This is a genomic window from Mycobacterium sp. DL (assembly GCF_039729195.1).
Taxonomy (GTDB): Bacteria; Actinomycetota; Actinomycetes; order Mycobacteriales; family Mycobacteriaceae; genus Mycobacterium; species Mycobacterium hippocampi_A.
Genome location: NZ_CP155796.1, coordinates 4,580,362 through 4,602,374, shown reverse-complemented (window position 1 = coordinate 4,602,374; position 22,013 = coordinate 4,580,362). Strand labels below are relative to the sequence as shown.

Here is a 22,013-nt window from a genome sequence, read left to right as displayed (position 1 = left end):
TGTTGCGGTGCAACGTGCACTACGTCACCCTCGATCGGCGCGAGCGTGCGCAGAACGCCGGCGATAGCGGCGTGTCGTCGTGCAGACCCGCGCGCTCGCGGAAGAAGAGGGGGTTGCTCAGCGGCCGCCGATGTCGTCGTAGTCGCGTTCGGTGTAACCGGTGTAGATCTGACGCGGCCGGCCGATCTTGTTGGGCTCGCCGTGCATCTCTCGCCAGTGGGCGATCCACCCCGGGAGCCGTCCCAGCGCGAACAACACGGTGAACATCCGGGTCGGGAAGCCCATCGCCCGGTAGATCACGCCGGTGTAGTAGTCGACGTTCGGGTAGAGCTTGCGCTCGACGAAGAAGTCGTCGGTCAGCGCGATCTCCTCGAGTTCCTTCGCGATGTCGAGCAGCGGGTCCTGCACGCCGATCTTGGCGAGGATCTTGTCGGCCTGCTCCTTGACGATCCGGGCGCGTGGATCGTAGTTCTTGTACACGCGGTGACCGAAGCCCATCAGCTTCACGCCGTCCTCGCGGTCCTTGACCTTCTTGACGAACGTCGCGACGTCGTCGTCACCGTCGCGGATCTTCGTCAGCATCTCGAGCACCGCCTGGTTGGCGCCGCCGTGCAGCGGCCCCCACAGCGCGTTGATGCCACCGGAGACCGACGTGAACAGGTTCGCCTGCGAGGAGCCGACCAGCCGCACCGTCGACGTCGAGCAGTTCTGCTCGTGATCGGCATGCAGGATGAACAGCATGTCCAGGGCCCGCACGATCTCCGGATCGACCTCGTAGGGTTCGGCCGGTAGACCGAACGTCATCCGCAGGAAGTTCTCGACCAGCGTCAGAGAGTTGTCCGGGTACAGGAACGGCTGCCCCTCGGACTTCTTGTAGGCGTACGCCGCGATCGTCGGCAGTTTGGCCAGCAGCCGGATGGTGGACAGCTCCACCTGGCCGGGATCGAACGGATCCAGCGAATCCTGGTAGTACGCGCTCAGCGCGTTCACGGCGCTGGAGAGCACCGGCATCGGGTGCGCGTTGCGCGGGAAACCGTCGAAGAAGCGCTTGAGATCCTCGTGCAGCAGTGTGTGCCGCTGAATCTGGGTGGTGAACTTCTCCAACTGCTCGGAGGTCGGCAGTTCGCCGAAGATCAGCAGGTAGCTGACCTCGATGAACGTCGACTTCTCCGCCAGTTGCTCGATCGGGTAGCCGCGGTACCGCAGGATCCCGGCGTCACCGTCGATGTAGGTGATGGCACTCTTGGTGGAAGCAGTGTTGACGAAACCGCCGTCAAAGGTGGTGTAGCCGCTCTTGGCGAGCAGCGACCCCAGAGCGATGCCGTCCGCTCCCTCAGAGGCTTGGACGATGTCAAGGTCGAGCTCGCCACCTGGGTACTTCAAGGTGGCATGTTGCTGCCCGGCTTCGGCGTTATCGGCCACTGGGATCCCTTCATGTCTTTCGGGAGTACGAAGTCTGCCTACAAAAGGTAGTCCCATTGCACCAGTCACGCCCGCGGGGGCGGACAGCGGGTCAGGCAGGCTGGCCAAGACGGGTGATTTCGCCCGCGAACTCGGCATAGGTGGCTTCGAAGACGGCAACGACGTCGTCGATGTCGATGGGGACGAGTGCTGCGAGATCGTCGGTCAGTTCCCGCAGCGCCGTCATCAGCAGAGCCGACCAGACTGCGGCTATCAGCTTCACCCTCCGGTCGTCGACGGTGGTGCCCATCCGCTGGGCGATCACCGCGTCGACGGGTCCCGCACGGAATTCGACGGCGGCCTGCCGCAGCGTCGCCGACGACACGATGATCCGCATGATCTGCAGCATCCGGTCCGACGACAGGCCGCCTGCGGGGGCCAGCCGGGTGCCCTGCGCCATCGCGATGTAGGCGCGGCGCAGCGCTTCGAAGTGACCGACGTCGAGAGGCTGGCGCGCGAGCTCGTCGGCCACGGTGGCGAGCACCTCGTCGATCAGCGCGAGCGCGATGGCGTCCTTGGTGGCGAAGTAGCGGCTGAAGGTGCGGGGTGACACGTCGGCGATGGCGGCGATCTGGTCGACGGTGGTGCCGTCGAAGCCCTGCTGGTCGCACAAGCCGACCGCGGCGTCGATCAGCGTCGCGCGGGTCCGGCGTTTCTTTCGTTCGCGCAGACCGAGGACAGACTCCCCCCCGGCTTCGATCACGGATCAGATGCTAATCCGTCTAGCTATGAAATAGATGAGAATGTGGCACCCGCCGACAGTTGCCGAATGGCGCGACTTCGACCGTGCATGCCACCGTCACGCGGGGATCAAGGCTGCAGGCGCTCGACGATCGAGCCGCGGACCCGAATCCTGTTGTGCACCCGGTTTTCCCGCCCCTGCCAGAACTCGACCACCTCGGGTGCGATCAGGTAGCCGCCCCAGTGCGGCGGTACCGGGACATCCTCGACATCGGCGAACCGCTCGGTGACGTCGGCCAGCTGCTGCATCAGGGCCGCACGGGAGTCGATCGGTCTGCTCTGCTGTGAGGCCCACGCTCCCAGCTGGGATCCGCGCGGACGCTTGCTCCAGTAGTCGGCCGTCTCCTCGGCGGCCACCTTGGTGACGGGACCTCGGAGGTGCACCTGGCGCCCGAGCAGGTACCACGGAAAGGTCGCCGACGCGTACGGAGTGGCCGCCAACTGGTCACCCTTGTCGGAGTCGTAGTTGGTGTAGAACGAGATGCCGGACTCGTCGACGCTCTTGCACAGCACCGTGCGGGTGACCGGCCGCCCGTCGTTGTCGACCGTGCCGACCACCATCGCATTCGGTTCGGAGACACCTGCCTGTTCGGCTTCGGTCATCCAGCTACCCAGCAGTGCCACCCAGCCGACGTCGAGCCAATCGGCGTCGAGGTCGCCGCTGCCGTCCTTTTCCACCGATCCGTACTCCACCCGCATCCGGGCCAGATGTTCAGAAGTGCCCACGCGACAACGTTACGCCGACAGTGCCGTCTGGTCGGCCCGCCGACGTGGGTGCGAGAATCGGCGCATGACTGCGGTGCCGAAGGATTTTGCTCCCGGGTTGGCGGGCGTGGTGGCGTTCGAGACGGACATCGCCGAGCCCGACAAGGACGGTGGTGCGCTGCGCTATCGCGGTGTGGACATCGAGGATCTGGTCGCGCGCCGGGTCACGTTCGGCGACGTGTGGGGGCTGCTGGTCGACGGACGGTTCGGCCACGGCCTGCCGCCCGCCGAGCCGTTCCCACTGCCGATCCACAGCGGCGATGTCCGCGTCGACGTGCAGGCGGGCCTGGCGATGCTGGCGCCCATCTGGGGCTACCCGCCTCTTCTGGACATCAGCGACGAGACCGCCCGCGACCAGCTCGCCCGGGCGTCGGTGATGGCGCTGTCCTATGTCGCCCAATCCGCGCGCGGCATCTACCAGCCCGCGGTGCCCCAGCGCACGGTCGACGGATGCGACACCGTCACAGCACGATTCATGACCCGCTGGCAGGGTGATCCGGATCCTCGTCACATCGAGGCCATCGATGCGTACTGGGTGAGTGCCGCCGAGCACGGCATGAACGCCTCGACGTTCACCGCCCGCGTCATCGCTTCGACCGGAGCCGATGTGGCCGCAGCACTGTCGGGCGCGATCGGCGCGATGAGCGGGCCACTGCACGGCGGCGCACCGGCGCGGGTGATCCCGATGATCGAGGAGGCCGAGGCGACCGGCGATGCGCGGGCGGTGGTCAAGGGCATCCTGGACCGCAACGAGAAGCTGATGGGCTTCGGGCACCGCGTATATCAGGCCGAGGATCCGCGCGCCCGGGTGCTGCGGGCGACCGCGCAACGACTGGCGGCGCCCCGGTATGAGGTGGCGGCCGCGTTGGAGCAGGCCGCGCTGACGGAGCTGCGCGAACGCCGGCCCGATCGGGCGATCGAGACCAACGTCGAGTTCTGGGCGGCGGTGATCCTCGACTTCGCGCAGGTACCGCCGAAGATGATGCCCGCGATGTTCACCTGTGGACGCACCGCGGGCTGGTGCGCGCACATCCTCGAGCAGAAGCGGCTCGGCAAGCTCGTGCGGCCGTCGGCGGTCTACGTCGGACCTGCGCCCCGCAGCCCCGAGTCGGTCGAGGGCTGGGACCTTCTCGGACTGTCGTGACCGGCACCAGGCCCAGCGCGGTGTTCGCTTCGGCCGCAGAGGCTTTCGCGGCGCTGGTACGACGGATACCCGACGGGCGCTGGGACGGTCCCGGACTGGGCGAATGGGATCTGCGGTCCCTGGTCGGCCACACGTCGCGATCGCTGACCACCGTGAGCACCTACCTGCAGAGCACCGCGGAGCGCGAAGACGTCACCGACGCCGCCGACTACTACGTGAAGATCCAGGACTATGCCGCGGGGATGGGCGCCGCCGCCGTCGTCGAGCGGGGGCGCCAGGCTGGACGGGACCTCGGCGCGGACCCCGTCGCCACGATCGAGGCACTGGTGCCGCGGGTGCTGTCCGAACTGGACCAGGTGGACGACCCGCTGATCGAGGTGATCGGCGGCCTGGGGATCCGGCTGAGCAGCTACCTGCCGACCCGCACCTTCGAGTTCGCCGTGCACGGACTGGACATCGCCAGCGCCGTCGACCTCGAGTTCTCAGCACCGCAGGAGGTGCTCGCCGAAGCGGCCGCGCTCGCCACCCAGATCGGCGTCCGACTCGGCCGCGGTCCAGCGGTGCTGATGGCCCTGACTGGCCGCCGGGATCTGCCGTCGGGATTCTCTGTGGTCTGAGCGCCGATGAGTTTTCCCGTCGACGTCGGTCTCCATGACAGCCACCTCAGGCAACCACGACACAGGAGAGCAACATGGCCGTCAACCCCGAAGCCAACACCCCAATGCTGGTGCCCCACCTCGTCGTCGACGACGCCGCCGCCGCGCTCGACTTCTACGCCAAGGCCTTCGACGCCGTCGAGATGGCCCGCATCCCGGGCCCCGAGGGCAAGTTGATCCACGCCGCGTTCCAGATCAACGGTTTCATGGTCTTCGTCAACGACGACTTCCCCGAGTTCTGCGAAGGCAAGTCGAGCACGCCGGCCGCGCTGGGGGGCACCTCGGTGACCCTGCACCTGCACGGCCCCGACGTCGAGGGCCGATTCCAACGGGCACTCGATGCCGGCGCCGCCGTGGTCAGTCCACTCGAGGACCAGTTCTGGGGCGACCGCTACGGCGTGGTCCGCGATCCCTTCGGCCACCAGTGGTCGCTGGCAGAGACGGTGCGCGAGGTCGACTTCGCCGAGATGACCGCGAACATGGGCAGCGAAGGCTAGCTCGTCACCGCATTCGGGACGTACTGCCCGAGCAGCCACAGAGGCAGTCCGTTCGCCGAGGTGATTCCACTGAGCGCGGCGATGCTGTCCGGTTTCGGAGTGCGTTCCAATTCGGGAGTGTTCGGATCCGAGCCGTACAGACCGAATTTCAGGTCGTACCCTTCGGACCATTCGAGGTTGTCGACGAAGGACCAGTAGGTGTAGCCGCGGATGTCTATTCCATTTGTGGCGCTGCGCGACGTCAGGTCCTGGACGACGGCGATGTGATTGACGATGTAGGACGGCCGCTTGGAATCGTCGGCGTCGGCGATCCCGTTCTCGGTGATCCACAACGGCTTTCCGTAAGAGGCCGCGAGTTCGAGCACCTCGCGAAATCCGCCGGGGTCGGTGGGCTGGTTGAAGTCACTGCACGTAGGCGAAGGCTGGCAGCGGATCGGGAAGCCGCGCAGGAACGGGAACCCGGGCACCGGCGCCACGCCGAAACCGATCATCGGCTGCGAGCCGTAGTACTGCACGCCCAGGAAGTCGACCTTGCCCACGAAGTCCGCGAACACCTCGTTGGCGGTTTTGATGCCGTCGAAGTCGACGTCCACCCAGCCGTCGATCACGGCGTTCGGGAACCACTGGTTGTAGTACTGGTTCCAGGCGTCGGCCGCCTGCACGTCGAGCAGGCTCACCGGGTTGGCCGGCCGGGCCGGGAGCATGTTGAGGGCGAATCCCACAAATGCAGCGGGGCCACCTGCGTTGGCCACCTCGGTGTCCCACGCGTGGATCGCGTCGTAGGCCGCGACGTGGCCGATGGCCTGATTGACCAGGAACGTCGAGGCGAGATCGGGGCGGATCACCCCGGGCGGCCAGTTCGGCACCACCCACGGGATCGCCAGGAACTCGGTCAGCACCGGCGAGAAGGGCTCGTTGACGGTGACCCAGTTGTCCACCTGGTCGCCGAACTTCCACGCCACGTAGGCGGCGTACTTCTCGAACTCCCCGGGTGTGCTCGACGACAGCCACCCCGCCGCGGGCGCAGGCAACCCCAACTGGATCAGCGGACGCGCGACGATCGGGTCGTGCACCCACACCGGCAGGGTGAAGTGGTTGACGGTGACCATCGGGTCGAGCCCCCGCAGCCGTAACGCGTCGAACACCGCCCGGTAGTGACCGACCTCGTCGAGGTTCGCCAGCGCGTCCAGCGCCTGCAGGTCGGCGAGGCTGACTCCGCCACCTTCATCTGAGATGTCAATCGCCGCAGTGGAGTTCGGGAAGATCCGACTCCACTCGATACCCATCCGGAAGGTGTTCACGCCGAGCTCGTCACGCGCCAGGTCAGCGTCGCTCTCGTAGGAGACGTACGCTCCCGGGCCGTCTTCGGGCACCCCGTTCACCAGGCCGAGCAGTTGATTGAGCGGATCGTGCACCCACCGGTACCAGTCGGAGTTGGGGTCCACCGGCGAACCGGGACCGCCCTCGGCCTGAAATCCCGAGTGCGCTACACCCCAGCGGAAGTCCGCCGGTAGTGACAGATCGACCCCGTCGACCGGATCGACGGTGACGGTGACTGTGTGAGCCACCCGGTGCCCCCCACTGGGATAGAGCAGCGGGCCCAGAATGGGCACGAACTTCAACAGACCGAGCAGGCCTCCCACCTGGAGGCCGGCGCGCTCGTCGCTGACGACGACGGTGAACGAGTCGGTGCCGCCCACCGCGGCCATCGCGTTCATCGGCCGGTACACGAAGTCACCGTGTTGATCGACCTGCACCGTGCCACCGTTGAGCGGCCTGCCGACCACGGTGTAGGTCAGCGGGTCGCCGTCGCGGTCCTCGAACCCGACAGCGCCGGTCACGACGACATCGCCGTCGAGGGTGAGGCTCTGCATGTAGGGCAGCGGATTCTCGACCGGAGTCGGCCTCTGGTTGAAGAACTCGCGTCGGATCCAGGCCAGCAACGCCCACTCGGTGGGGTTGGCCGAGGGGGCCGACGGCTTCGCCGCGAACGGCTGCAACAGGGCTTTGATGAAACTTCCGGCCAGATCGGCCACGTACGTCACCACGGTGCGTACGTCGTACGCGGTCGGCCAGAGGCGCCAGCTCGGCACCTTCGGCGGCGCGACGGTGGTCGTGACCATGGCCGGCGCTACCGAATGTTGTTCCAGCAGAGCAGAATCCTCGGAATCGGTGGCAGGTTCGGCGGGTTGGGGCGGGTCCTGCCTGCGGGCATCGGCCTCGACCGCCCCGGTGGTGTCGGCAACGGTGTCCGACTCGCGCGCCACGGCTCGCTTCACCACTGTTGCCGGATCGGCGTCGGCCGGCCGGTTGCCCTCATGTTCGACGGGCGGCTCCGAGGTGGTGTCGGCGTCGGACACATCCCCGCTGACCTCGACGGCCTCACCGGTCTCGATATCGTCCCCGCCGGTCGAGGGCTCTAGGTCGGGCTCGTCTTCCACGTCGACATCCGACCCGGCCTCCTCGGACTCCTCGGTCTCGACTTCCTCCGCCTCGGCCTCTGCCTCAGCCTCGGCCTCGGTCTCGGTCTCGTCGGTCTCGTCGGGGTCCTGGGCATCGGCACGCTTCCCGTCCGACTCCGCGGGGTCGCCCGACGGCTCTGTCGCAGCCGCGCTGGGCGCAGACCCACCGCCGTCGGCATCGTCGGTCGCCCACGCCACTCCGGAGCCGGTGAACACCGCAGCGCCGACGCCGAGCGCCACCGCCAGGCTCCCGACACGACCGATGACCTGTGCAGAGTTCATCCACATTGCATACCTCCGCCCGGGGACGGCCGGTGTGACTTTGCCCAAAGACGAATCCGCCCAGAACAGACCGGTGTGTTCGCGACGCGGCGACGGGTGGCGGCAGTGATAATTGCCCTTCGGCTGAGGGTTAGGGACGCGCTTGTGATTTGGCTTCTGCAGATTCCCGCACCGATCCTGGGCTTCCTCTGGGTCGCCGTGATCGTCGGACTGTCCGTGGGCGGACTCCTGGTGTTCCGGAAGGTGGTCTCCCACACCCGACTCGAGAACTCCAACGCTGTGTCCGGCACGATGTTTCAGCTCGCCGGGGTCCTCTACGCGGTGCTTGTCGCCTTCGTCGTGGTGGTCGTCTGGGAGCAGTTCGGGGATGCCGAAGACGCGAGTAGCCGGGAGGCGGCCGCGATCGCCGACCTCATGCGGGATTCCGCTGCGCTGCCCGCCGAATCACAGACGCCGATCCAACAGAGCCTCATCGCCTACACCCGCCACGTGATCGACGTGGAGTTCCCGCGGATGCACCGCGGTGAAAAGGTCGTCGAACGCTCGGCCGAAATGAACGCCGTATGGGAGAACTACCTCCGGGTTCAGCCCGAGACCCGCAATGAGATCGCCTTCTTCGACCACGCCATCAACCGGTTGAGCGACCTGGACACCGATCGCAAGACGCGGGTGTCGACAGGCGACTCGTCGGTGCCCGGCGAACTCTGGGTCCTGTTGGTGGGCGGTGGTGGCGTGGTGATGGCGTTCACGTTCCTGTTCGGCACCCGCGACCTGCTTCTCCACTCCCTGGCCGTCGGCCTGACCTCGGCGCTGCTGGCCTTCGTCTTCTACCTCATCTTCGCGCTCGAGCACCCGTTCGTCGGTGATCTGTCAGTGCAACCCACCGCCTACGTGAACGTGCTCGAGGCCTGGACGGACTGAGCCTCAGCGACGCAGGCCGGCGAGCAGTCGTTGGTATGCCGGCGGTTCCGGGGCGGTGGCGGCGGCGTCGAGCATGTCGGCGACGGCGGTGAACTTGTCGCGGGGTCGGTGCCCGCCGCCGCGGCTGATCTCGGCGTCGTCGATCGCCTTCCATCCGGCGTGGTCGACCACCTTCGGCTGACGACTCCGGACGAACCGATCGAGGGAGGAGACCTTGTGCACCGGGTCGGCGAGCAAGCCGTTGTTGTAGTCGTCGACGAGATTGTGCACCGTCTGCGCGGCACACGACTTGTTCGTGCCGATGAAGCCCGTAGGGCCGCGCTTGATCCAGCCCGCGACGTAGCTGCCACGCACGGCGCCACCCTGATCGACGACGCGACCTCCGTCGTTGGGGACCACCGCGGCCACCTCGTCGAACGGAAGGCCCCGAATCGGCTTGCCCCGGTAGCCGATCGACGTCAGCACCAGCCCCGCCGAGATCTCCACGGTCTCGTCGGAACCCGTCAGAGTGAACTCGATCCCGGTGGTTCCCGCGTTCCCGAGGATCCGTGTCGGGGTCAGGCCGTACGCGAGCCGGATCCTGGGCCGGGAGATCCCCGTCTCGCGGGCCGCGGCCGATTCGCCCAGTTTGGCCAGGATCTCGAGCTTGTTGCGTGTCAGCGGGTCGGTTTCGGTCGCAAGGTCACGGATCACCAGGTCGTGGTCCGCGGTGTCGAGCACCACGTCGCAGGTCGACGTCAGACCGATCAGTTCCGGCAGCGTGAAGGCCGAGGCGGCGGGACCCCGGCGGGCCGCGATCACCACTTCCTGCACCCGAGATTCGCGCAGTGCGGCCAGCGCATGGCCGGCGATGTCGGTGCGCGCCAAGGTGTCCGGATCGCTCGTGAGAATGCGTGCCACGTCGAGCGCCACGTTCCCGTTGCCGACTATGACAACACGCTCACCGCTCAGATCCACAGGCAGCTCGGTGAACTCGGGATGCCCGTTGATCCACGCGACCACCTCGGTGGCGGTCGACGTTCCGGGTCGGCCCATTCCGTCGATCTCGAGTCGACGGTCGTCGGGTGCGCCGACTGCGTACAGCACCGCGTGATGGTGTTCGAGCAGTTCGTCATGAGTCAGGTCCGAACCCACCTCACAGTTGAGGAAGAAGGAGAACCCGGGGGTCCGGGCAATCCGCTCGAACAGCCACGTCACCCTCTTGGTGCTCGGGTGGTCGGGTGCGACCCCGGCGCGCACCAGTCCGTAGGGCGTCGGCAACTTCTCGAAGACGTTGACCCTCACGCCCTGCTGCGTCAACAGTTCGTCGGCGGCGTACATCGCCGCAGGACCCGAGCCCACGATGGCGACCCGCAGCGGACCACCCGACCGTGTGTGCACCACCGGGGCTTCGATCACCGGAGCCAATTTCGACGTCGGCGGCAGCTTGCCCTCCCGCGCCGGGTAGAAGGCCGCGTTCAACTCGACGAACGGCAGCTGCTCCTCGGTCAGCCGAGTGTCGGCCGCGATCGCACCGACCGGGCAGGCCGACACGCAGGCGCCGCAGTCCACGCATGCCGCCGGGTCGATGTAGAGCATCTCGGCTGTGGCGAATCCCGGTTCGTCCGGGGATGGGTGGATGCAGTTCACCGGGCATGCGTAGACGCACGACCCGTCACTGCAGCACGACTGTGTGATGACGTGGGGCATGAAGATCCCGTCCGGGACCGCCTAGGCGGCGGTCACCACGTGTTGACGCGCGGGCTCGCTGCGGTAGCGGCTCGGTTGGCCGTCGATCCTGCAGATCCGCCACATCAGCTTTGCGAACGGGTTCATCAACCCGGTGTCGTGACACAGCATCCGGACGTCGCCGAACATGTCCCGCAGGAACTGCCGCGACTCCGGAGCCTGGAAGAACAGTTCCTTCTTGACCGAGCGCGGAATGTCGAACTCTTTCCAGAACGACCTCGGCGGCTTCACGATGGCCTGGCACAGCACCCGCATGATGATCGGGACGTGCAGCGACAGCAGGAACCGCTTCCGTCGAGGCATGTGCGGAACCCTCTTGCGCAGGTACTCGTGGGCAAACGAGATGTGCCGCGCCTCCTCGGCCACGTGGATGGCCATCACGCGCTCCATGATCGGATGCAGCGCTTTGCCCTCCCGGAGCACGTTCTTCTGCGTGTGGTCGATGGGTTCCTCGCCGGCGAGCACACCGAAGAAGAACGTGATGGGCAGCGGACCCGCGGCCAGCGGGATGACCTGGGAGAGCCACTTGAGCATCCGCGGCATGCCCGGAACGTCGGCACCGATGCGGTTCACCATCTCCTGGAACATCATGGTGTGGTTGCACTCTTCGACCGACTCGTGCAGGCAGTAGCGGTACTCCGGGGAGCCGTTGGGCACCCAGAACGCGTAGTTCATCAGCCCGCGGATCAGGATCGACTCGAAGTGCAGGCCGACCTTGGCCACGTTCGCCTGGCGCCACATCCCGATCTCGATCTGCCGTTCGACCGATTGTGACCGGTACCAGGGGTGGCGGCCGATCGGGTCGGTTCCCGGCAGGATCCACCGGGGGTCATTGGGGATCACCGCGAACTCGGGTGAGTCCCAGTCGATGTCGGTGTACGGATTGAAGTTCCGACGCACCGATCCCTCGGAGAGCGTGGTCAGCATGTCGACGTACTCGGTGTCGTCGGATACGTCCATGTTCTTGCGCCAGCGCCGGATGATGGGCGTTCGAGCTTCTTTGACAGCCATCCTGTGCCTCCCGTTCGTCCCCGTCGAGCTTTACATTCGTCTATCTGCTGTCTAAAGACAGTACCCATGGTCCCAGGAATTGAACAGGCCGATTTCGCAGATGTGTCATCACCGGGTTACCTACGTCACATGTGACTGAACTCACACCAGATGCGACGGTCGGCCGCTGAAGGACCCACGCTCGGCAACGCGACGGCCGGAACTTAGGCTTGTCACCATGGCCGACGCCTCGACTTCCCTGACCATCCCGTCCGAACTCCGACCCTCGGACGGGCGGTTCGGCTGCGGGCCGTCCAAGGTCAGGCCCGAACAGTTGCAGGCGCTCGCCGCGGCGGGCGAGTTGTTCGGGACATCGCACCGCCAGGCACCGGTGAAGAACCTGGTCGGGCGCGTCCGCGACGGCCTTCGCCAACTGTTCGCACTGCCCGACGGCTACGAGGTGATACTCGGCAACGGCGGATCCACCGCCTTCTGGGATGCCGCCGCGTTCGGGCTGATCGACCAGCGCTCTCTACACCTCACCTACGGCGAGTTCAGTTCGAAGTTCGCCTCCGCTGTGGCCAAGAATCCGTTCGTCGGCGATCCCATCGTCATCAAGGCCGACGCGGGCAGCGCACCCAAGCCGGTGTCGGACCCGTCCGCCGACCTGATCGCCTGGGCGCACAACGAGACCTCCACCGGCGTCGCAGTGGCCGTCGAACGGCCCGAAGGCGCCGGTGACGCACTCGTCGCGATCGACGCCACCTCGGCGGCCGGCGGCCTGCCCGTCGACATCGCCGACGCCGACGTCTACTACTTCGCGCCGCAGAAGAATTTCGCCGGCGACGGCGGGCTGTGGATCGCGCTGCTCTCCCCCGGCGCCCTCGCCCGCGTCGAGGCGATCGCCGGCACCGGACGCTGGGTGCCCGAGTTCCTGTCACTGCCGATCGCCATCGAGAACAGCGTCAAGAACCAGACCTACAACACCCCCGCGATCGGAACCCTGGTGCTGCTCGCCGAACAGATCGACTGGCTGCTCGGCAACGGTGGTCTGGACTGGGCGACGGCGCGGACCGCCGACTCGTCGGGGCGGCTGTACGCGTGGGCCGAGAAGTCCTCGTTCGCCACACCGTTCGTCGCAGACCCGGTCTTGCGCTCACAGGTCGTCGGTACCGTCGACTTCTCCGATGACGTGGATGCGGCCGCGGTGGCGTCGATCCTGCGCAAGAACGGCATCGTCGACACCGAGCCCTATCGCAAACTCGGCCGCAATCAGCTGCGCGTCGGAATGTTCCCGGCCGTGGATCCAGACGACGTCAGCGCCCTGACAGGGTGCATCGACTTTGTTGTCGAGCGGCTTTGATCGACTGCCGCGTGTCACCCCGGTTACGGGTTGATAACGCAGTAGGGTGACCTCCGTATCGGGCTCGGCAACAGCCCGGAGGAGGTCGAAATGCGGGAACTCAAGGTCGTCGGACTCGATGTGGACAGCCGACGGATCATCTGCGAAACCGACGACTCCGGAGAGAAGTTCGTCCTGCGCTCCGACGAGCGCCTCAAGGCCGCGGTGCGCGGCGACCAGGTGAGTTCGAACCAAACCGCGATCGATGTCGAGGTCAAGAACATGCTGCGCCCCAAAGAGATCCAGTCGAAAATCCGCGCGGGCGCGTCCGTCGAACAGGTCGCGGCGGCCTCGGGAATGGACATCGCGCGCGTGGAGCGATTCGCCCACCCGGTGCTTCTGGAGCGCGACCGCGCCGCCGAACTGGCGACCGCGGCCCATCCCGTACTCGCCGACGGCCCGTCGGTGCTGACGCTGCTGGAGACCGTCTCCACCTCCCTGGTCTCGCGCGGCCTCGACCCCGACCTCACCGTCTGGGACGCCTGGCGCAACGAGGACGGCCGCTGGACCGTGCAGGTGGCGTGGACAGCGGGTAGGTCGGAACTCCAAGCGCACTTCCGATTCGCCCCCGGTGCGCACGGCGGGACCGTCACCGCGTTCGACGACGCGGCCTGCGAGCTGATCGACCCGAGCTTCGCCCGGCCGCTGCGCCCGTTGGCGCCCGTCGCGCAACTGGCACTCGAGGAACCCGACGCACCGCTCACGACGCCCACCGAGGCTCCCGAGCCGCCGCCGACGACAAAGCCCCCGCGCCCGAAGAAGAGCCGGCCCGCTGTGCCGGCGTGGGAAGACGTGCTGCTAGGCGTACGTTCCAGCGGCGGCCAGCGCTAGCAGAGCGATCCAGGCGCCGCCCACACCGACGGCCGATCCGAGCACGAACCACCGCCAGACCGGCACCGTCCGCCATCCCCACACCGTCGGGGCCAGCCCGCCCACCGCAACAAGATTGAGGCCGACGGCGAGCAGCGGATGAACCCTGATCAGACCGATGCTCAGCACCACGATCGCCGCCGCGATCACGGCCGCGACGAACGCCGCCAACGTCAAACCGGTCGCCCAGGGTGTGGAGTCGTCAGTCATATCTCCCTGTCCCTGTCCCGCTCATAGAATGCCAGCGCCGCGGCGGTGGCGACGTTGAGTGAGTCGGTCCCCCGCGACATCGGGATGCGCACGCGCATGTCGCTCGACCGCATCGTGTGCTCCTGAAGGCCCGGCCCCTCGGCACCGACGAGGACCGCCACCGGCTGCCCGGCCAGCCCGGTCATCGCCTCGGCCAGCGACGGCGCCGCCGGGTCCGGGGTCATCGCAAGAATGCGAAAGTTCTTGTTGCGCAATAACTCCAGGTCTCGAGGCCAGTTCTGCGCCCGAGCAAAAGGCACCAGCAGGGCGTGGCCCATCGAGACCCGGACCGCACGTCGATACAACGGGTCGGCGCATCCGCTGCCGAAGACCACCGCCCCGACCCCCAGCCCCGCGGCGTTGCGGAACACCGACCCGAGGTTCTCGTGGTCGTTGACGCCCTCGAGCACCGCGACCGTCCTCACGCCGTCGAGCACCTGCGCCACCGTCAGCTCGGCGGCGCGCGATGCCGACGCGAGCACCCCACGATTGAGGTGGAAGCCGACCACATCGGCCATCACCTCGGCAGACGCCCGGTAGAACGGCGCGTCGACGCCGTCGAGGTCGGCACCGAGTTCAGCCAGCCGCCGATCGGTTCCCAGAAACGCACGCGGTGTGAACCGGGAGGCGAGCATCCGCTGCACCACCAGGACGCCCTCGGCGATCACCAGCCCTTTTCCGGTGGGCAGGTCCGGCCGACGGTCGACGCTGTTGAGGTCCCGGAAGTCGTCGAGCCGGGAGTCACCGGGGTCGGCGACGTCGATGACGTTGGCCATCACGCGTTTTCGTCACCGTCGCCAGTGCATCCGACAGCTCTCACGGCGTCGAGACTACCCAGCGCCTCTCGGCACTCGACCGGCGATCGACTACGTTCGCAGGTGATGACCGCGTCCGAACCACCTCAGCCGCCCGCGCTTCCCGCGGCGCTGCGGGCGCCGTGGCCCGTCATCGCCGTCATCACCTGCGCCTGGTTGATCGCAGCGGTGCTCGCTTTCACGGTGAGTTCGCTGCACGACTGGCGGCCGATCACGGTCGCCGGTTTGGGTGTCGGCGTTCTTGGCACATCGATATTTCTGTGGCAACGTCACGCCGTGCGCCGCGGATCGCGCGGCGCACAGAGCGGCCTCGACTAGGAGCAGCAGCAATGGCAGCACCCGTCCTGCAAGCGCAGATCGACATCAATGCCCCGGTTTCGAAGGTGTGGGCGCTGGTCTCCGACCTGAAGAAGATGCCGCAGTGGAGCCCGCAGTGCCGCCTGATGAAGCCGATCGGTGGGATGCGCCAGGGTGCCCGCACCATCAACTTCAATCGGCGTGGGTTCCTCGCCTGGCCCACCACCAGCCGCATCACCGAGCTGATCCCCGAGAAGAAGCTCGCGTTCCGGGTCAACGAGAACCACACCGTGTGGAGCTACGAACTCGAACCCACCGAGGCGGGCACCCGACTGATCGAGACCCGGCACGCCGAGAACGGCACGACGGCAATGTCGAACTTCCTCGTGAACTCGATGATGGGCGGGGTGCCCAGCTTCGAAGACGAACTGATCGAGGGCATGAATCTGTCACTGAACCGCATCAAGGCGGCCGCGGAGCGCTAGCTGTCCGCGCGTTCCACCATGTCGAGCACGCCGTCGTCGTAGGCGTCGTACAACGGTGACCCGGTGCCGGCCGGCGCTGGGGTGTCCGAGTGCGCACCGCACCCGTACTCGGCGTCGACGACGTGTCCGTCGGAGGCGTACTCGTTGGCGCACACCCCGAACATCACCCCGAGGGCTCCGCCGAGGGGCAGATAAAAACCGCAGTCACGACACGACCGACGGGTCGCTCTGGCCATCGCAGACCCCGGCCCGTGTTCGCCGTCATGCCAACGCTGGGCGGCGTCGGCGCGCCCCCACATGCTCAGCACCTGACGACGACCCAGTCCGACCTCGACGGCAACGTCATCGATCTGCGGGTCACCGGTGGCCGTGTAACCCGGAACCAGGCGCGGGTCGTCGGTCTGCGGAGCCAAGAGGTCACCCGGGCCCAGATCGCCGGGGCGAACCCGCTCATCCCAGGGCACCCACTTGGGAGCCAGCAGCGCGGTCGGCCCGGGTACCAGCACCACCTCGCTGATCGTGGCCTGCTCGGCACCGGGGCACGCTGCGACCACGACGGCCCACTGCCAACCGCGATAGCCGGGAAGCTCGGCGAGGAATCGGTGGGTGGCTGCGGTCGGGTCCTCGAATCCCGCGCCCAGGTACTCACCGACGCTGTCCTCGCCGCTGTGCTCGACGATGGCCGCGCGCGCCTCGGCAACGGCGCCCATCAGCACCCCGGCGAGATCGGGCGCGTCCTCGGCGGCGGTCGGCTCAGGAGCCGCCACCGGTTCCTGCGCCGGTGCCGGTTCCTGCCCTGGGTTCGCTTCGGACTGTTGATCCGGTTCGGTCACGCTGTCCATTGCCTCCAATCTTGCCCGACGGGGCCAACATGTAGCCACACCGGCCGCCCGCACGCCTGCTGCCGTCCGGATGGGGGAGAATCGACACGTGACCGGAGAGCGGCGTGACCACCGGGACCCTGGCGGTCAGCATGGTGCACGCTACTACCCTCCGCGCCCACCTGCGGGCGAACACCCCGGGATGGCGAACTACCCCAGCGACCCGCACTGGAGCCCCGGCCAACGGACGCCGCGCAACCCTGCACCGCCGAACCACGGCGGCAATCGCTGGCTGCCACCCCTCGACGAGAGCACCCGCCACTCGGGCTCCTCGTCCCGCTACGACAGCTTCGATCCGTCCGGTCGCGCCGGTGCGAGCGCCGGCGAGAAGGTGACGGTGACACGTGCCGCCGCGCAGCGCAGCCGCGAGATGGGGTCGAAGATGTACGGCCTCGTGCACCGGGCGGCCACCGCCGACGGCGCGGACAAGTCCGGCCTGACCGCACTGACCTGGCCGGTGGTGGCGAACTTCGCGGTGGACGCGGCGATGGCGGTCGCACTGGCCAACACGCTGTTCTTCGCGGCCGCCTCAGGTGAGAGCAAGGGCAAGGTCGCGCTGTATCTGCTCATCACCATCGCACCGTTCGCGGTCATCGCCCCGCTGATCGGGCCGGCGCTGGACCGGTTGCAGCACGGGCGGCGGGTGGCGCTGGCGGCCTCGTTTGTGCTCCGCACCGTGCTGGCCGTGGTGTTGATCGCCAACTACGACAGCGCCACGGGCAGCTTCCCGTCATGGGTGCTCTACCCGTGCGCACTCGGGATGATGGTGCTGTCGAAGTCCTTCTCGGTGCTTCGAGGCGCCGTCACCCCACGGGTGTTACCGCCCTCGATCGACCTGGTGCGGGTGAATTCCCGACTGACCACGTTCGGATTGTTGGGCGGCACCATGATCGGCGGCGGTATCGCCGCGGCCGCCGAGTGGGGGTTCAGCCTCGTCCAGATGCCCGGCGCGCTGTACATCGTGGTGGCGATGACGGTCGCCGGCGCCGTTGTGGCGATGCGCATTCCCAAGTGGGTGGAGGTGACCGAGGGTGAGGTCCCCACCACCCTCAGCTACCACGGCGGCGCCGACGATCTGCGCCGCCGCACGGATACCCACGGCGCCACCACCAAGACGCGGCAACCGCTGGGCCGCAACATCATCACCGCCCTGTGGGGCAACTGCACCGTCAAGGTCATGGTGGGATTTCTGTTCCTCTATCCGGCGTTTGTGGCCAAGGCCCACGACGCCAGCGGATGGGAGCAGCTGCGCATCCTCGGCCTGATCGGTGCGGCGGCAGCAATCGGCAACTTCACCGGCAACTTCACCGCCGCGCGGCTGACCCTCGGGCATCCGGCGCGTCTAGTGGTGCGCTGTGCCACCGCAGTCACGGCCGTGGCGCTGGTGACGGCTCTGACCGGCAACCTGCTCGTCGCCGCGGGGGCGACACTGGTCACGTCGGGGGCCAGCGCGATCGCCAAGGCGTCGCTGGATGCCTCACTGCAGGACGATCTACCCGAGGAATCCCGGGCGTCGGCGTTCGGCCGATCGGAATCGCTGCTGCAGCTGTCGTGGGTCGCCGGCGGAGCCACCGGGGTGTTGATCTACACCGATCTGTGGGTGGGCTTCACCACGATCACCGCGATCCTGATGCTCGGCCTCGCCCAGACGATCGTGAGCTACCGGGGTGAGTCGCTGATACCCGGTTTCGGAGGCAATCGTCCGGTGCTCGCCGAGCAGGAAGGTGTACCGATGGACACGGCGGCGGTGACGCGCGAGTGAAACGTGTTGTCGCCATGCTGGCGGCGGTGGCGCTCGTCGCGTCCACCGGTACCGGGGTGCTGGTGTGGCGGTTGTCCCGAGACCACACCCCGCAGCCTCCCGAGATCTCCGCCTACTCGCAGGGACACCTCGCCCGCGTGGGCCCGTTCCGGTTCTGCGAGGTGCTCAACCCGACCGACTGCGTCGTCTCCGGTGAACAGGGCGAGCTGCCGGTGACCGGCCGCCATCCGATTCAGCTGTCGGTGCCGTCCGCCATCTCGCAGGCACCATGGGTGCTGCTGCGCGCCTACGAGGACGCCGATCTGATCGAGGAGTTCCGGCCCGATACCCGGCTGGCGGTGACGATCCCGACCGTCGACGCGCAGCGCGGCCGACTCGTCGGCATCGCGGTGCAGCTTCCGACGCTGGTCCGTGATGAAACGGGTGACGAGTTCCCGGTGCCGCACGCCGAGTGGTCGGTCCGCACCGTGTGGGATTGACCGGCCGCTAGCCAGCCGAATGCGCTGCCGGCACCCGCTCCGCCTCCCGCGTCGGCGGCGGCGGCGTCCCATCACCGAATGGTCTGCCGCCCAATGCTTCCCGACCGTGCGGTGTGAGCCAGTTGGTCAGGTCCGGCCCCTTGGGCACCACCCCGGTCGGGTTGATGTCGGAATGGACGATGTAGTAGTGCTGCTTGATCTGGACGAAGTCGGTGGTGTCGCCGAACCCGGGGGTCTGGAACAGGTCGCGTGCGTAGGCCCACAGCACCGGCATCTCGGAGAGCTTGCTGCGGTTGGTCTTGAAGTGCCCGTGGTAGACGGGGTCGAACCGGGCCAGCGTGGTGAACAACCGGACGTCGGCCTCGGTGATGGTGTCCCCGACCAGGTACCGCTGATCGGCCAGCCGCTCGGTGAGCCAGTCCAACGCGGTGAACAACCGGTCGTAGGCCTTCTCGTAGGCGCGCTGGGATCCCGCGAATCCGCACCGGTAGACGCCGTTGTTGACCTCGGTGTAGATGCGTTGGGACACCTCGTCGATCTCGTCGCGCAGCGGCTCCGGGTACAGCTGCGGCGCGCCGTCACGGTGGTGAGCCGTCCATTCGGTGGAGAAGTCCAACGTGATCTGTGCGAAATCGTTGGTCGCCACCGCTCCGGTCGGGACGTCCACGACGGCGGGAACCGTCACGCCCTTGGGATAGTCGGGGATGCGTTTGTTGTAGGCGTCGCGCAGGTAGTGGATGCCCAGCACCGGGTCCACGCCGTCCGGGTCCAGGTCGAAGGTCCAGCTGCGCTCGTCGTGTGTCGGGCCGCAGAAGCCAATGGAGAGAACATCTTCGAGCCCGAGCAGACGCCTGACGATGATCGTGCGATTGGCCCACGGGCAGGCCCTGGCGACGACGAGCCGGTACCGGCCGGGTTCGACGGGATAACCGTCTCGGCCGTCGGCGGTGACCCGGGTGTTGATGTAGTCGGTGTCGCGGTTGAACTCACCGTTGGCGGACGAGGAATCGGCGACGTAGCTCATGCACCCAGTAATACCCGCATCAGTGCGTCCCCGGCTCCCGGTTCCGGCTCAAGCTGCTACGCGTCGAGTTCCTGAGCGACGGCCTTCACCACTTCAGAGACGCGGCGCGCCACCTTACGGTCTGGGTAGCGGCCCTTGCGAAGCTCCGGCTGCACTGCGCTCTCCAACAGCGTGATCATGTCCTCGACCATGCCGTGCAACTCGTCCGGAGTGTGCTTGTGCTCGACCGTGGCGGCCTCTCGGCGGGTCTTGCTCAGGCTCGGCGGCGGATCGATCAGCTTCAAGCTCAGCGCCTGGGGCCCACGACGGCCCGCAGCGACACCGAACTCGACACGCTGGCCCGCCTTGAGACCTTCCACACCGGCGGGCAACGCCGAGGACCGCACGTAGACGTCCTCACCCTCCTCCTGGGAGAGGAACCCGAAGCCCTTCTCGGTGTCGTACCACTTCACCCGGCCGGTCGGCACTGGTCTCACCTGCTTGTCTATCTGAAGCGAATAAAGGTCTGTACCTGTTGGGTACACAAGTAAAGCGCCCCGCCTGCGTCGGGACGCGTCCGAGGCGATCTTACTCGGACGCCACCGCCGCCAGCATCCCCTTATGTAGGTAGGCTGCAGAAATCGTTGGAGGAAGAAGATGCGACTGATACTGAATGTGATCTGGTTGGTCTTCGGCGGACTGTGGCTCGCGCTCGGCTATCTCCTCGCGGCGCTCATCTGCTTCATCCTGATCATCACGATCCCGTTCGGCTTCGCTTCGCTGCGCATCGCGGCGTATGCGCTGTGGCCGTTCGGCCGCACCATCGTCGACAAGCCAGGAACCCGCCCCGGCGCGCTGGTCGGCAACGTCCTCTGGGTCATCCTCTTCGGGGTGTGGCTGGCCCTGGGTCACATCATCACCGCGGTCGCGATGGCCATCACCATCATCGGGATCCCGCTGGCGCTGGCGAACCTCAAACTGATCCCGGTGTCGCTGATGCCTCTCGGCAAGGAGATCGTGCCGGTCGATGCGGTGAATTCGCCGGCCTTCGGAGCCGCGCCGTGACTGTCGTCGGACTCGGGGTGCCATCGGTACACCGCATCCGGTCCTCCGCGCCTGCGGACGGCCCGTTGGTCGACACCTTCGGCCGGGTCGCGACCGACCTGCGGGTGTCCCTGACCGACCTGTGCAATTTGCGCTGCACCTACTGCATGCCCGCCGAGGGACTCGACTGGCTGCCCGGTGACCAGAAGCTGCAGCCCGCCGAACTCACCCGACTGCTTCACATCGCGGTGACCCGGCTCGGGATCACCAGCGTCCGGTTCACCGGGGGCGAGCCGCTGGTGGTTCCCCACCTCGAGACGGTCGTCGAGCAGACGGCCGCGTTGCGTCCACGTCCGGAGATCACGCTGACCACCAACGGGGTCGGCCTGGCGCGGCGCGCCGCCGCGCTCAAGGCGGCCGGACTCGACCGCATCAACGTCTCACTGGACACCGTCGACGCCGCGCACTTCGCCGCCATCACCCGCCGCGACAAGTTGGCCGACGTGCTGGCCGGGCTGGACGCCGCCAAGGCAGCGGGCCTGAGCCCGGTGAAGGTCAACGCGGTGCTCGATCCGGTCACCGGGCTCGCAGACGCCGTGGAATTGCTGCGCTTCTGTCTGCAGCACGGCTACCAGCTGCGCATCATCGAGCAGATGCCGCTCGACGCCGGGCATGCCTGGGAGCGCGACCGCGCGATCAGCGCCGACGACATCCTCCGCACGTTGCAGGGTGCGTTCACGCTCACCCCCGACCCGACTCCGCGCGGGTCGGCGCCGGCACAGCTGTGGCAGGTCCACGATCAGGCCGGGCTGTCCGGCAAGGTCGGCATCATCGCGTCGGTCTCGCACGCCTTCTGTGCCGCGTGCGACCGCAGTCGGCTGACCGCCGACGGCCAGGTCCGCAACTGCCTGTTCGCAACTGAGGAGACCGACCTGCGCGCGCTCCTGCGCTCCGGCGCAGACGACGACGCCCTCGAGGCCGCGTGGCGTGCCGCGATGTGGGCCAAAGCCGCGGGCCACGGCATCAACGACCCGGATTTTGTCCAGCCCGACCGCCCGATGAGCGCGATCGGCGGTTAG

23 protein-coding genes are annotated in these 22,013 nt (G+C 67.4%); 12 read left to right on the top strand and 11 right to left on the bottom strand.

Translation table 11 applies throughout. The features are described from left to right. Positions 1-117: 117 nt before the first annotated feature. The 3 genes from ABDC78_RS21955 to pdxH all read right to left on the bottom strand — a co-directional run bounded on the left by ABDC78_RS21955 (position 118) and on the right by pdxH (position 2,901). Positions 118-1,422 (bottom strand): citrate synthase, encoded by a 1,305-nt coding sequence (locus tag ABDC78_RS21955; RefSeq protein ID WP_178358364.1) that lies wholly within the window; start codon positions 1,420-1,422, stop codon positions 118-120. A gap of 91 nt (positions 1,423-1,513) precedes the next feature. Continuing rightward, entirely contained in the window at positions 1,514-2,164 is a 651-nt protein-coding gene (locus tag ABDC78_RS21950) for a TetR/AcrR family transcriptional regulator (RefSeq protein WP_178358365.1), read from the bottom strand. A gap of 107 nt (positions 2,165-2,271) precedes the next feature. Next, positions 2,272-2,901: a pyridoxamine 5'-phosphate oxidase gene (gene pdxH / locus ABDC78_RS21945; RefSeq protein WP_178358402.1), complete on the bottom strand. Its 630-nt coding sequence runs from the start codon at positions 2,899-2,901 to the stop codon at positions 2,272-2,274. 91 nt (positions 2,902-2,992) lie between these two features. Here pdxH and ABDC78_RS21940 point away from each other — a divergent pair, with 91 nt between their 5' ends. From ABDC78_RS21940 to ABDC78_RS21930, 3 genes are all read left to right on the top strand, one after another. Next, the gene (locus ABDC78_RS21940; protein WP_178358366.1) at positions 2,993-4,111 is read left to right on the top strand and encodes a citrate synthase 2; all 1,119 of its coding nucleotides are present in this window, start codon (positions 2,993-2,995) and stop codon (positions 4,109-4,111) included. After that, positions 4,108-4,728, top strand: a complete 621-nt coding sequence (locus ABDC78_RS21935) for a maleylpyruvate isomerase N-terminal domain-containing protein (RefSeq protein WP_178358367.1) — start codon at positions 4,108-4,110, stop codon at positions 4,726-4,728. Before ABDC78_RS21940 ends, ABDC78_RS21935 begins: the two co-directional genes overlap by 4 nt. 74 nt (positions 4,729-4,802) lie before the next feature. Next, on the top strand, positions 4,803-5,264 hold the full coding sequence (locus ABDC78_RS21930) for a VOC family protein (protein ID WP_178358368.1): 462 nt from the start codon (positions 4,803-4,805) through the stop codon (positions 5,262-5,264). Here the strand turns inward: ABDC78_RS21930 and ABDC78_RS21925 are convergent. Beyond that, positions 5,261-8,008 (bottom strand): family 1 glycosylhydrolase, encoded by a 2,748-nt coding sequence (locus ABDC78_RS21925; protein ID WP_178358369.1) that lies wholly within the window; start codon positions 8,006-8,008, stop codon positions 5,261-5,263. The genes ABDC78_RS21930 and ABDC78_RS21925 overlap by 4 nt on opposite strands. A gap of 144 nt (positions 8,009-8,152) precedes the next feature. On the opposite strand from ABDC78_RS21925, the gene ABDC78_RS21920 reads away from it, so the two are divergent. After that, positions 8,153-8,929 carry a DUF4239 domain-containing protein gene (locus tag ABDC78_RS21920; RefSeq protein WP_178358370.1) on the top strand — a complete coding sequence of 259 codons (777 nt, stop codon included), beginning with the start codon at positions 8,153-8,155 and terminating at the stop codon, positions 8,927-8,929. Between the two features lie 3 nt (positions 8,930-8,932). On the opposite strand, the gene ABDC78_RS21915 is transcribed toward ABDC78_RS21920, so the two are convergent. Both ABDC78_RS21915 and ABDC78_RS21910 read right to left on the bottom strand, forming a co-directional pair. Further along, positions 8,933-10,618: an FAD-dependent oxidoreductase gene (locus tag ABDC78_RS21915; protein ID WP_178358371.1), complete on the bottom strand. Its 1,686-nt coding sequence runs from the start codon at positions 10,616-10,618 to the stop codon at positions 8,933-8,935. 21 nt (positions 10,619-10,639) lie between these two features. After that, complete coding sequence (locus ABDC78_RS21910; protein ID WP_178358372.1) at positions 10,640-11,668, bottom strand: diiron oxygenase; 1,029 nt, start codon at positions 11,666-11,668, stop codon at positions 10,640-10,642. A 217-nt stretch (positions 11,669-11,885) separates the two neighbouring features. Between ABDC78_RS21910 and serC the strand changes: the two genes are divergently transcribed. Both serC and sepH read left to right on the top strand, forming a co-directional pair. Then, positions 11,886-13,010: a phosphoserine transaminase gene (gene serC / locus ABDC78_RS21905; protein ID WP_178358373.1), complete on the top strand. Its 1,125-nt coding sequence runs from the start codon at positions 11,886-11,888 to the stop codon at positions 13,008-13,010. Between the two features lie 90 nt (positions 13,011-13,100). After that, positions 13,101-13,880, top strand: coding sequence for a septation protein SepH (gene sepH, locus ABDC78_RS21900; RefSeq protein WP_178358374.1), 780 nt, complete (start codon positions 13,101-13,103; stop codon positions 13,878-13,880). Here sepH and ABDC78_RS21895 read toward each other — a convergent pair. Further along, complete coding sequence (locus ABDC78_RS21895; RefSeq protein ID WP_178358375.1) at positions 13,848-14,129, bottom strand: DUF2537 domain-containing protein; 282 nt, start codon at positions 14,127-14,129, stop codon at positions 13,848-13,850. The two genes, sepH and ABDC78_RS21895, sit on opposite strands and share 33 nt — an antisense overlap. Then, positions 14,126-14,944, bottom strand: a complete 819-nt coding sequence (locus tag ABDC78_RS21890) for an RNA methyltransferase (RefSeq protein ID WP_178358376.1) — start codon at positions 14,942-14,944, stop codon at positions 14,126-14,128. The genes ABDC78_RS21895 and ABDC78_RS21890 overlap by 4 nt, the downstream gene beginning before the upstream one ends. 105 nt (positions 14,945-15,049) lie before the next feature. Between ABDC78_RS21890 and ABDC78_RS21885 the strand changes: the two genes are divergently transcribed. Then, positions 15,050-15,301, top strand: coding sequence for a DUF2530 domain-containing protein (locus tag ABDC78_RS21885; protein WP_178358377.1), 252 nt, complete (start codon positions 15,050-15,052; stop codon positions 15,299-15,301). An 11-nt stretch (positions 15,302-15,312) separates the two neighbouring features. Continuing rightward, entirely contained in the window at positions 15,313-15,765 is a 453-nt protein-coding gene (locus ABDC78_RS21880) for an SRPBCC family protein (protein WP_178358378.1), read from the top strand. On the opposite strand, the gene ABDC78_RS21875 is transcribed toward ABDC78_RS21880, so the two are convergent. Next, complete coding sequence (locus tag ABDC78_RS21875) at positions 15,762-16,598, bottom strand: DUF3027 domain-containing protein (protein ID WP_347133529.1); 837 nt, start codon at positions 16,596-16,598, stop codon at positions 15,762-15,764. The genes ABDC78_RS21880 and ABDC78_RS21875 overlap by 4 nt on opposite strands. A 190-nt stretch (positions 16,599-16,788) precedes the next feature. Here ABDC78_RS21875 and ABDC78_RS21870 point away from each other — a divergent pair, with 190 nt between their 5' ends. Further along, positions 16,789-18,408 (top strand): MFS transporter, encoded by a 1,620-nt coding sequence (locus ABDC78_RS21870; protein ID WP_256736012.1) that lies wholly within the window; start codon positions 16,789-16,791, stop codon positions 18,406-18,408. Continuing rightward, positions 18,405-18,887, top strand: coding sequence for a DUF2771 domain-containing protein (locus tag ABDC78_RS21865; protein ID WP_178358381.1), 483 nt, complete (start codon positions 18,405-18,407; stop codon positions 18,885-18,887). Before ABDC78_RS21870 ends, ABDC78_RS21865 begins: the two co-directional genes overlap by 4 nt. A 7-nt stretch (positions 18,888-18,894) precedes the next feature. On the opposite strand, the gene ABDC78_RS21860 is transcribed toward ABDC78_RS21865, so the two are convergent. Together ABDC78_RS21860 and ABDC78_RS21855 are read right to left on the bottom strand one after the other, a co-directional pair. Beyond that, positions 18,895-19,911, bottom strand: a complete 1,017-nt coding sequence (locus tag ABDC78_RS21860) for a glutathione S-transferase C-terminal domain-containing protein (RefSeq protein ID WP_178358382.1) — start codon at positions 19,909-19,911, stop codon at positions 18,895-18,897. 56 nt (positions 19,912-19,967) lie between these two features. Further along, the gene (locus tag ABDC78_RS21855) at positions 19,968-20,378 is read right to left on the bottom strand and encodes a cold-shock protein (protein ID WP_178358383.1); all 411 of its coding nucleotides are present in this window, start codon (positions 20,376-20,378) and stop codon (positions 19,968-19,970) included. A 169-nt stretch (positions 20,379-20,547) separates the two neighbouring features. Between ABDC78_RS21855 and ABDC78_RS21850 the strand changes: the two genes are divergently transcribed. Further along, positions 20,548-20,955, top strand: a complete 408-nt coding sequence (locus ABDC78_RS21850) for a YccF domain-containing protein (protein ID WP_178358384.1) — start codon at positions 20,548-20,550, stop codon at positions 20,953-20,955. Next, the gene (gene moaA, locus ABDC78_RS21845; RefSeq protein WP_178358385.1) at positions 20,952-22,013 is read left to right on the top strand and encodes a GTP 3',8-cyclase MoaA; all 1,062 of its coding nucleotides are present in this window, start codon (positions 20,952-20,954) and stop codon (positions 22,011-22,013) included. Before ABDC78_RS21850 ends, moaA begins: the two co-directional genes overlap by 4 nt.

Excerpts from the sequence above, each read along its gene's own strand:
- pdxH (WP_178358402.1), bottom strand. The coding sequence starts at position 2,901 with ATGCGGGTGGAGTACGGATCGGTGGAAAAGGACGGCAGCGGCGACCTC.
- ABDC78_RS21940 (WP_178358366.1), top strand. The coding sequence starts at position 2,993 with ATGACTGCGGTGCCGAAGGATTTTGCTCCCGGGTTGGCGGGCGTGGTG.
- ABDC78_RS21930 (WP_178358368.1), top strand. The coding sequence starts at position 4,803 with ATGGCCGTCAACCCCGAAGCCAACACCCCAATGCTGGTGCCCCACCTC.
- ABDC78_RS21925 (WP_178358369.1), bottom strand. The coding sequence starts at position 8,008 with ATGAACTCTGCACAGGTCATCGGTCGTGTCGGGAGCCTGGCGGTGGCG.
- ABDC78_RS21915 (WP_178358371.1), bottom strand. The coding sequence starts at position 10,618 with ATGCCCCACGTCATCACACAGTCGTGCTGCAGTGACGGGTCGTGCGTC.
- ABDC78_RS21910 (WP_178358372.1), bottom strand. The coding sequence starts at position 11,668 with ATGGCTGTCAAAGAAGCTCGAACGCCCATCATCCGGCGCTGGCGCAAG.
- serC (WP_178358373.1), top strand. The coding sequence starts at position 11,886 with ATGGCCGACGCCTCGACTTCCCTGACCATCCCGTCCGAACTCCGACCC.
- sepH (WP_178358374.1), top strand. The coding sequence starts at position 13,101 with ATGCGGGAACTCAAGGTCGTCGGACTCGATGTGGACAGCCGACGGATC.
- ABDC78_RS21895 (WP_178358375.1), bottom strand. The coding sequence starts at position 14,129 with ATGACTGACGACTCCACACCCTGGGCGACCGGTTTGACGTTGGCGGCG.
- ABDC78_RS21890 (WP_178358376.1), bottom strand. The coding sequence starts at position 14,944 with ATGGCCAACGTCATCGACGTCGCCGACCCCGGTGACTCCCGGCTCGAC.
- ABDC78_RS21885 (WP_178358377.1), top strand. The coding sequence starts at position 15,050 with ATGACCGCGTCCGAACCACCTCAGCCGCCCGCGCTTCCCGCGGCGCTG.
- ABDC78_RS21880 (WP_178358378.1), top strand. The coding sequence starts at position 15,313 with ATGGCAGCACCCGTCCTGCAAGCGCAGATCGACATCAATGCCCCGGTT.
- ABDC78_RS21870 (WP_256736012.1), top strand. The coding sequence starts at position 16,789 with ATGGCGAACTACCCCAGCGACCCGCACTGGAGCCCCGGCCAACGGACG.
- ABDC78_RS21860 (WP_178358382.1), bottom strand. The coding sequence starts at position 19,911 with ATGAGCTACGTCGCCGATTCCTCGTCCGCCAACGGTGAGTTCAACCGC.
- ABDC78_RS21850 (WP_178358384.1), top strand. The coding sequence starts at position 20,548 with ATGCGACTGATACTGAATGTGATCTGGTTGGTCTTCGGCGGACTGTGG.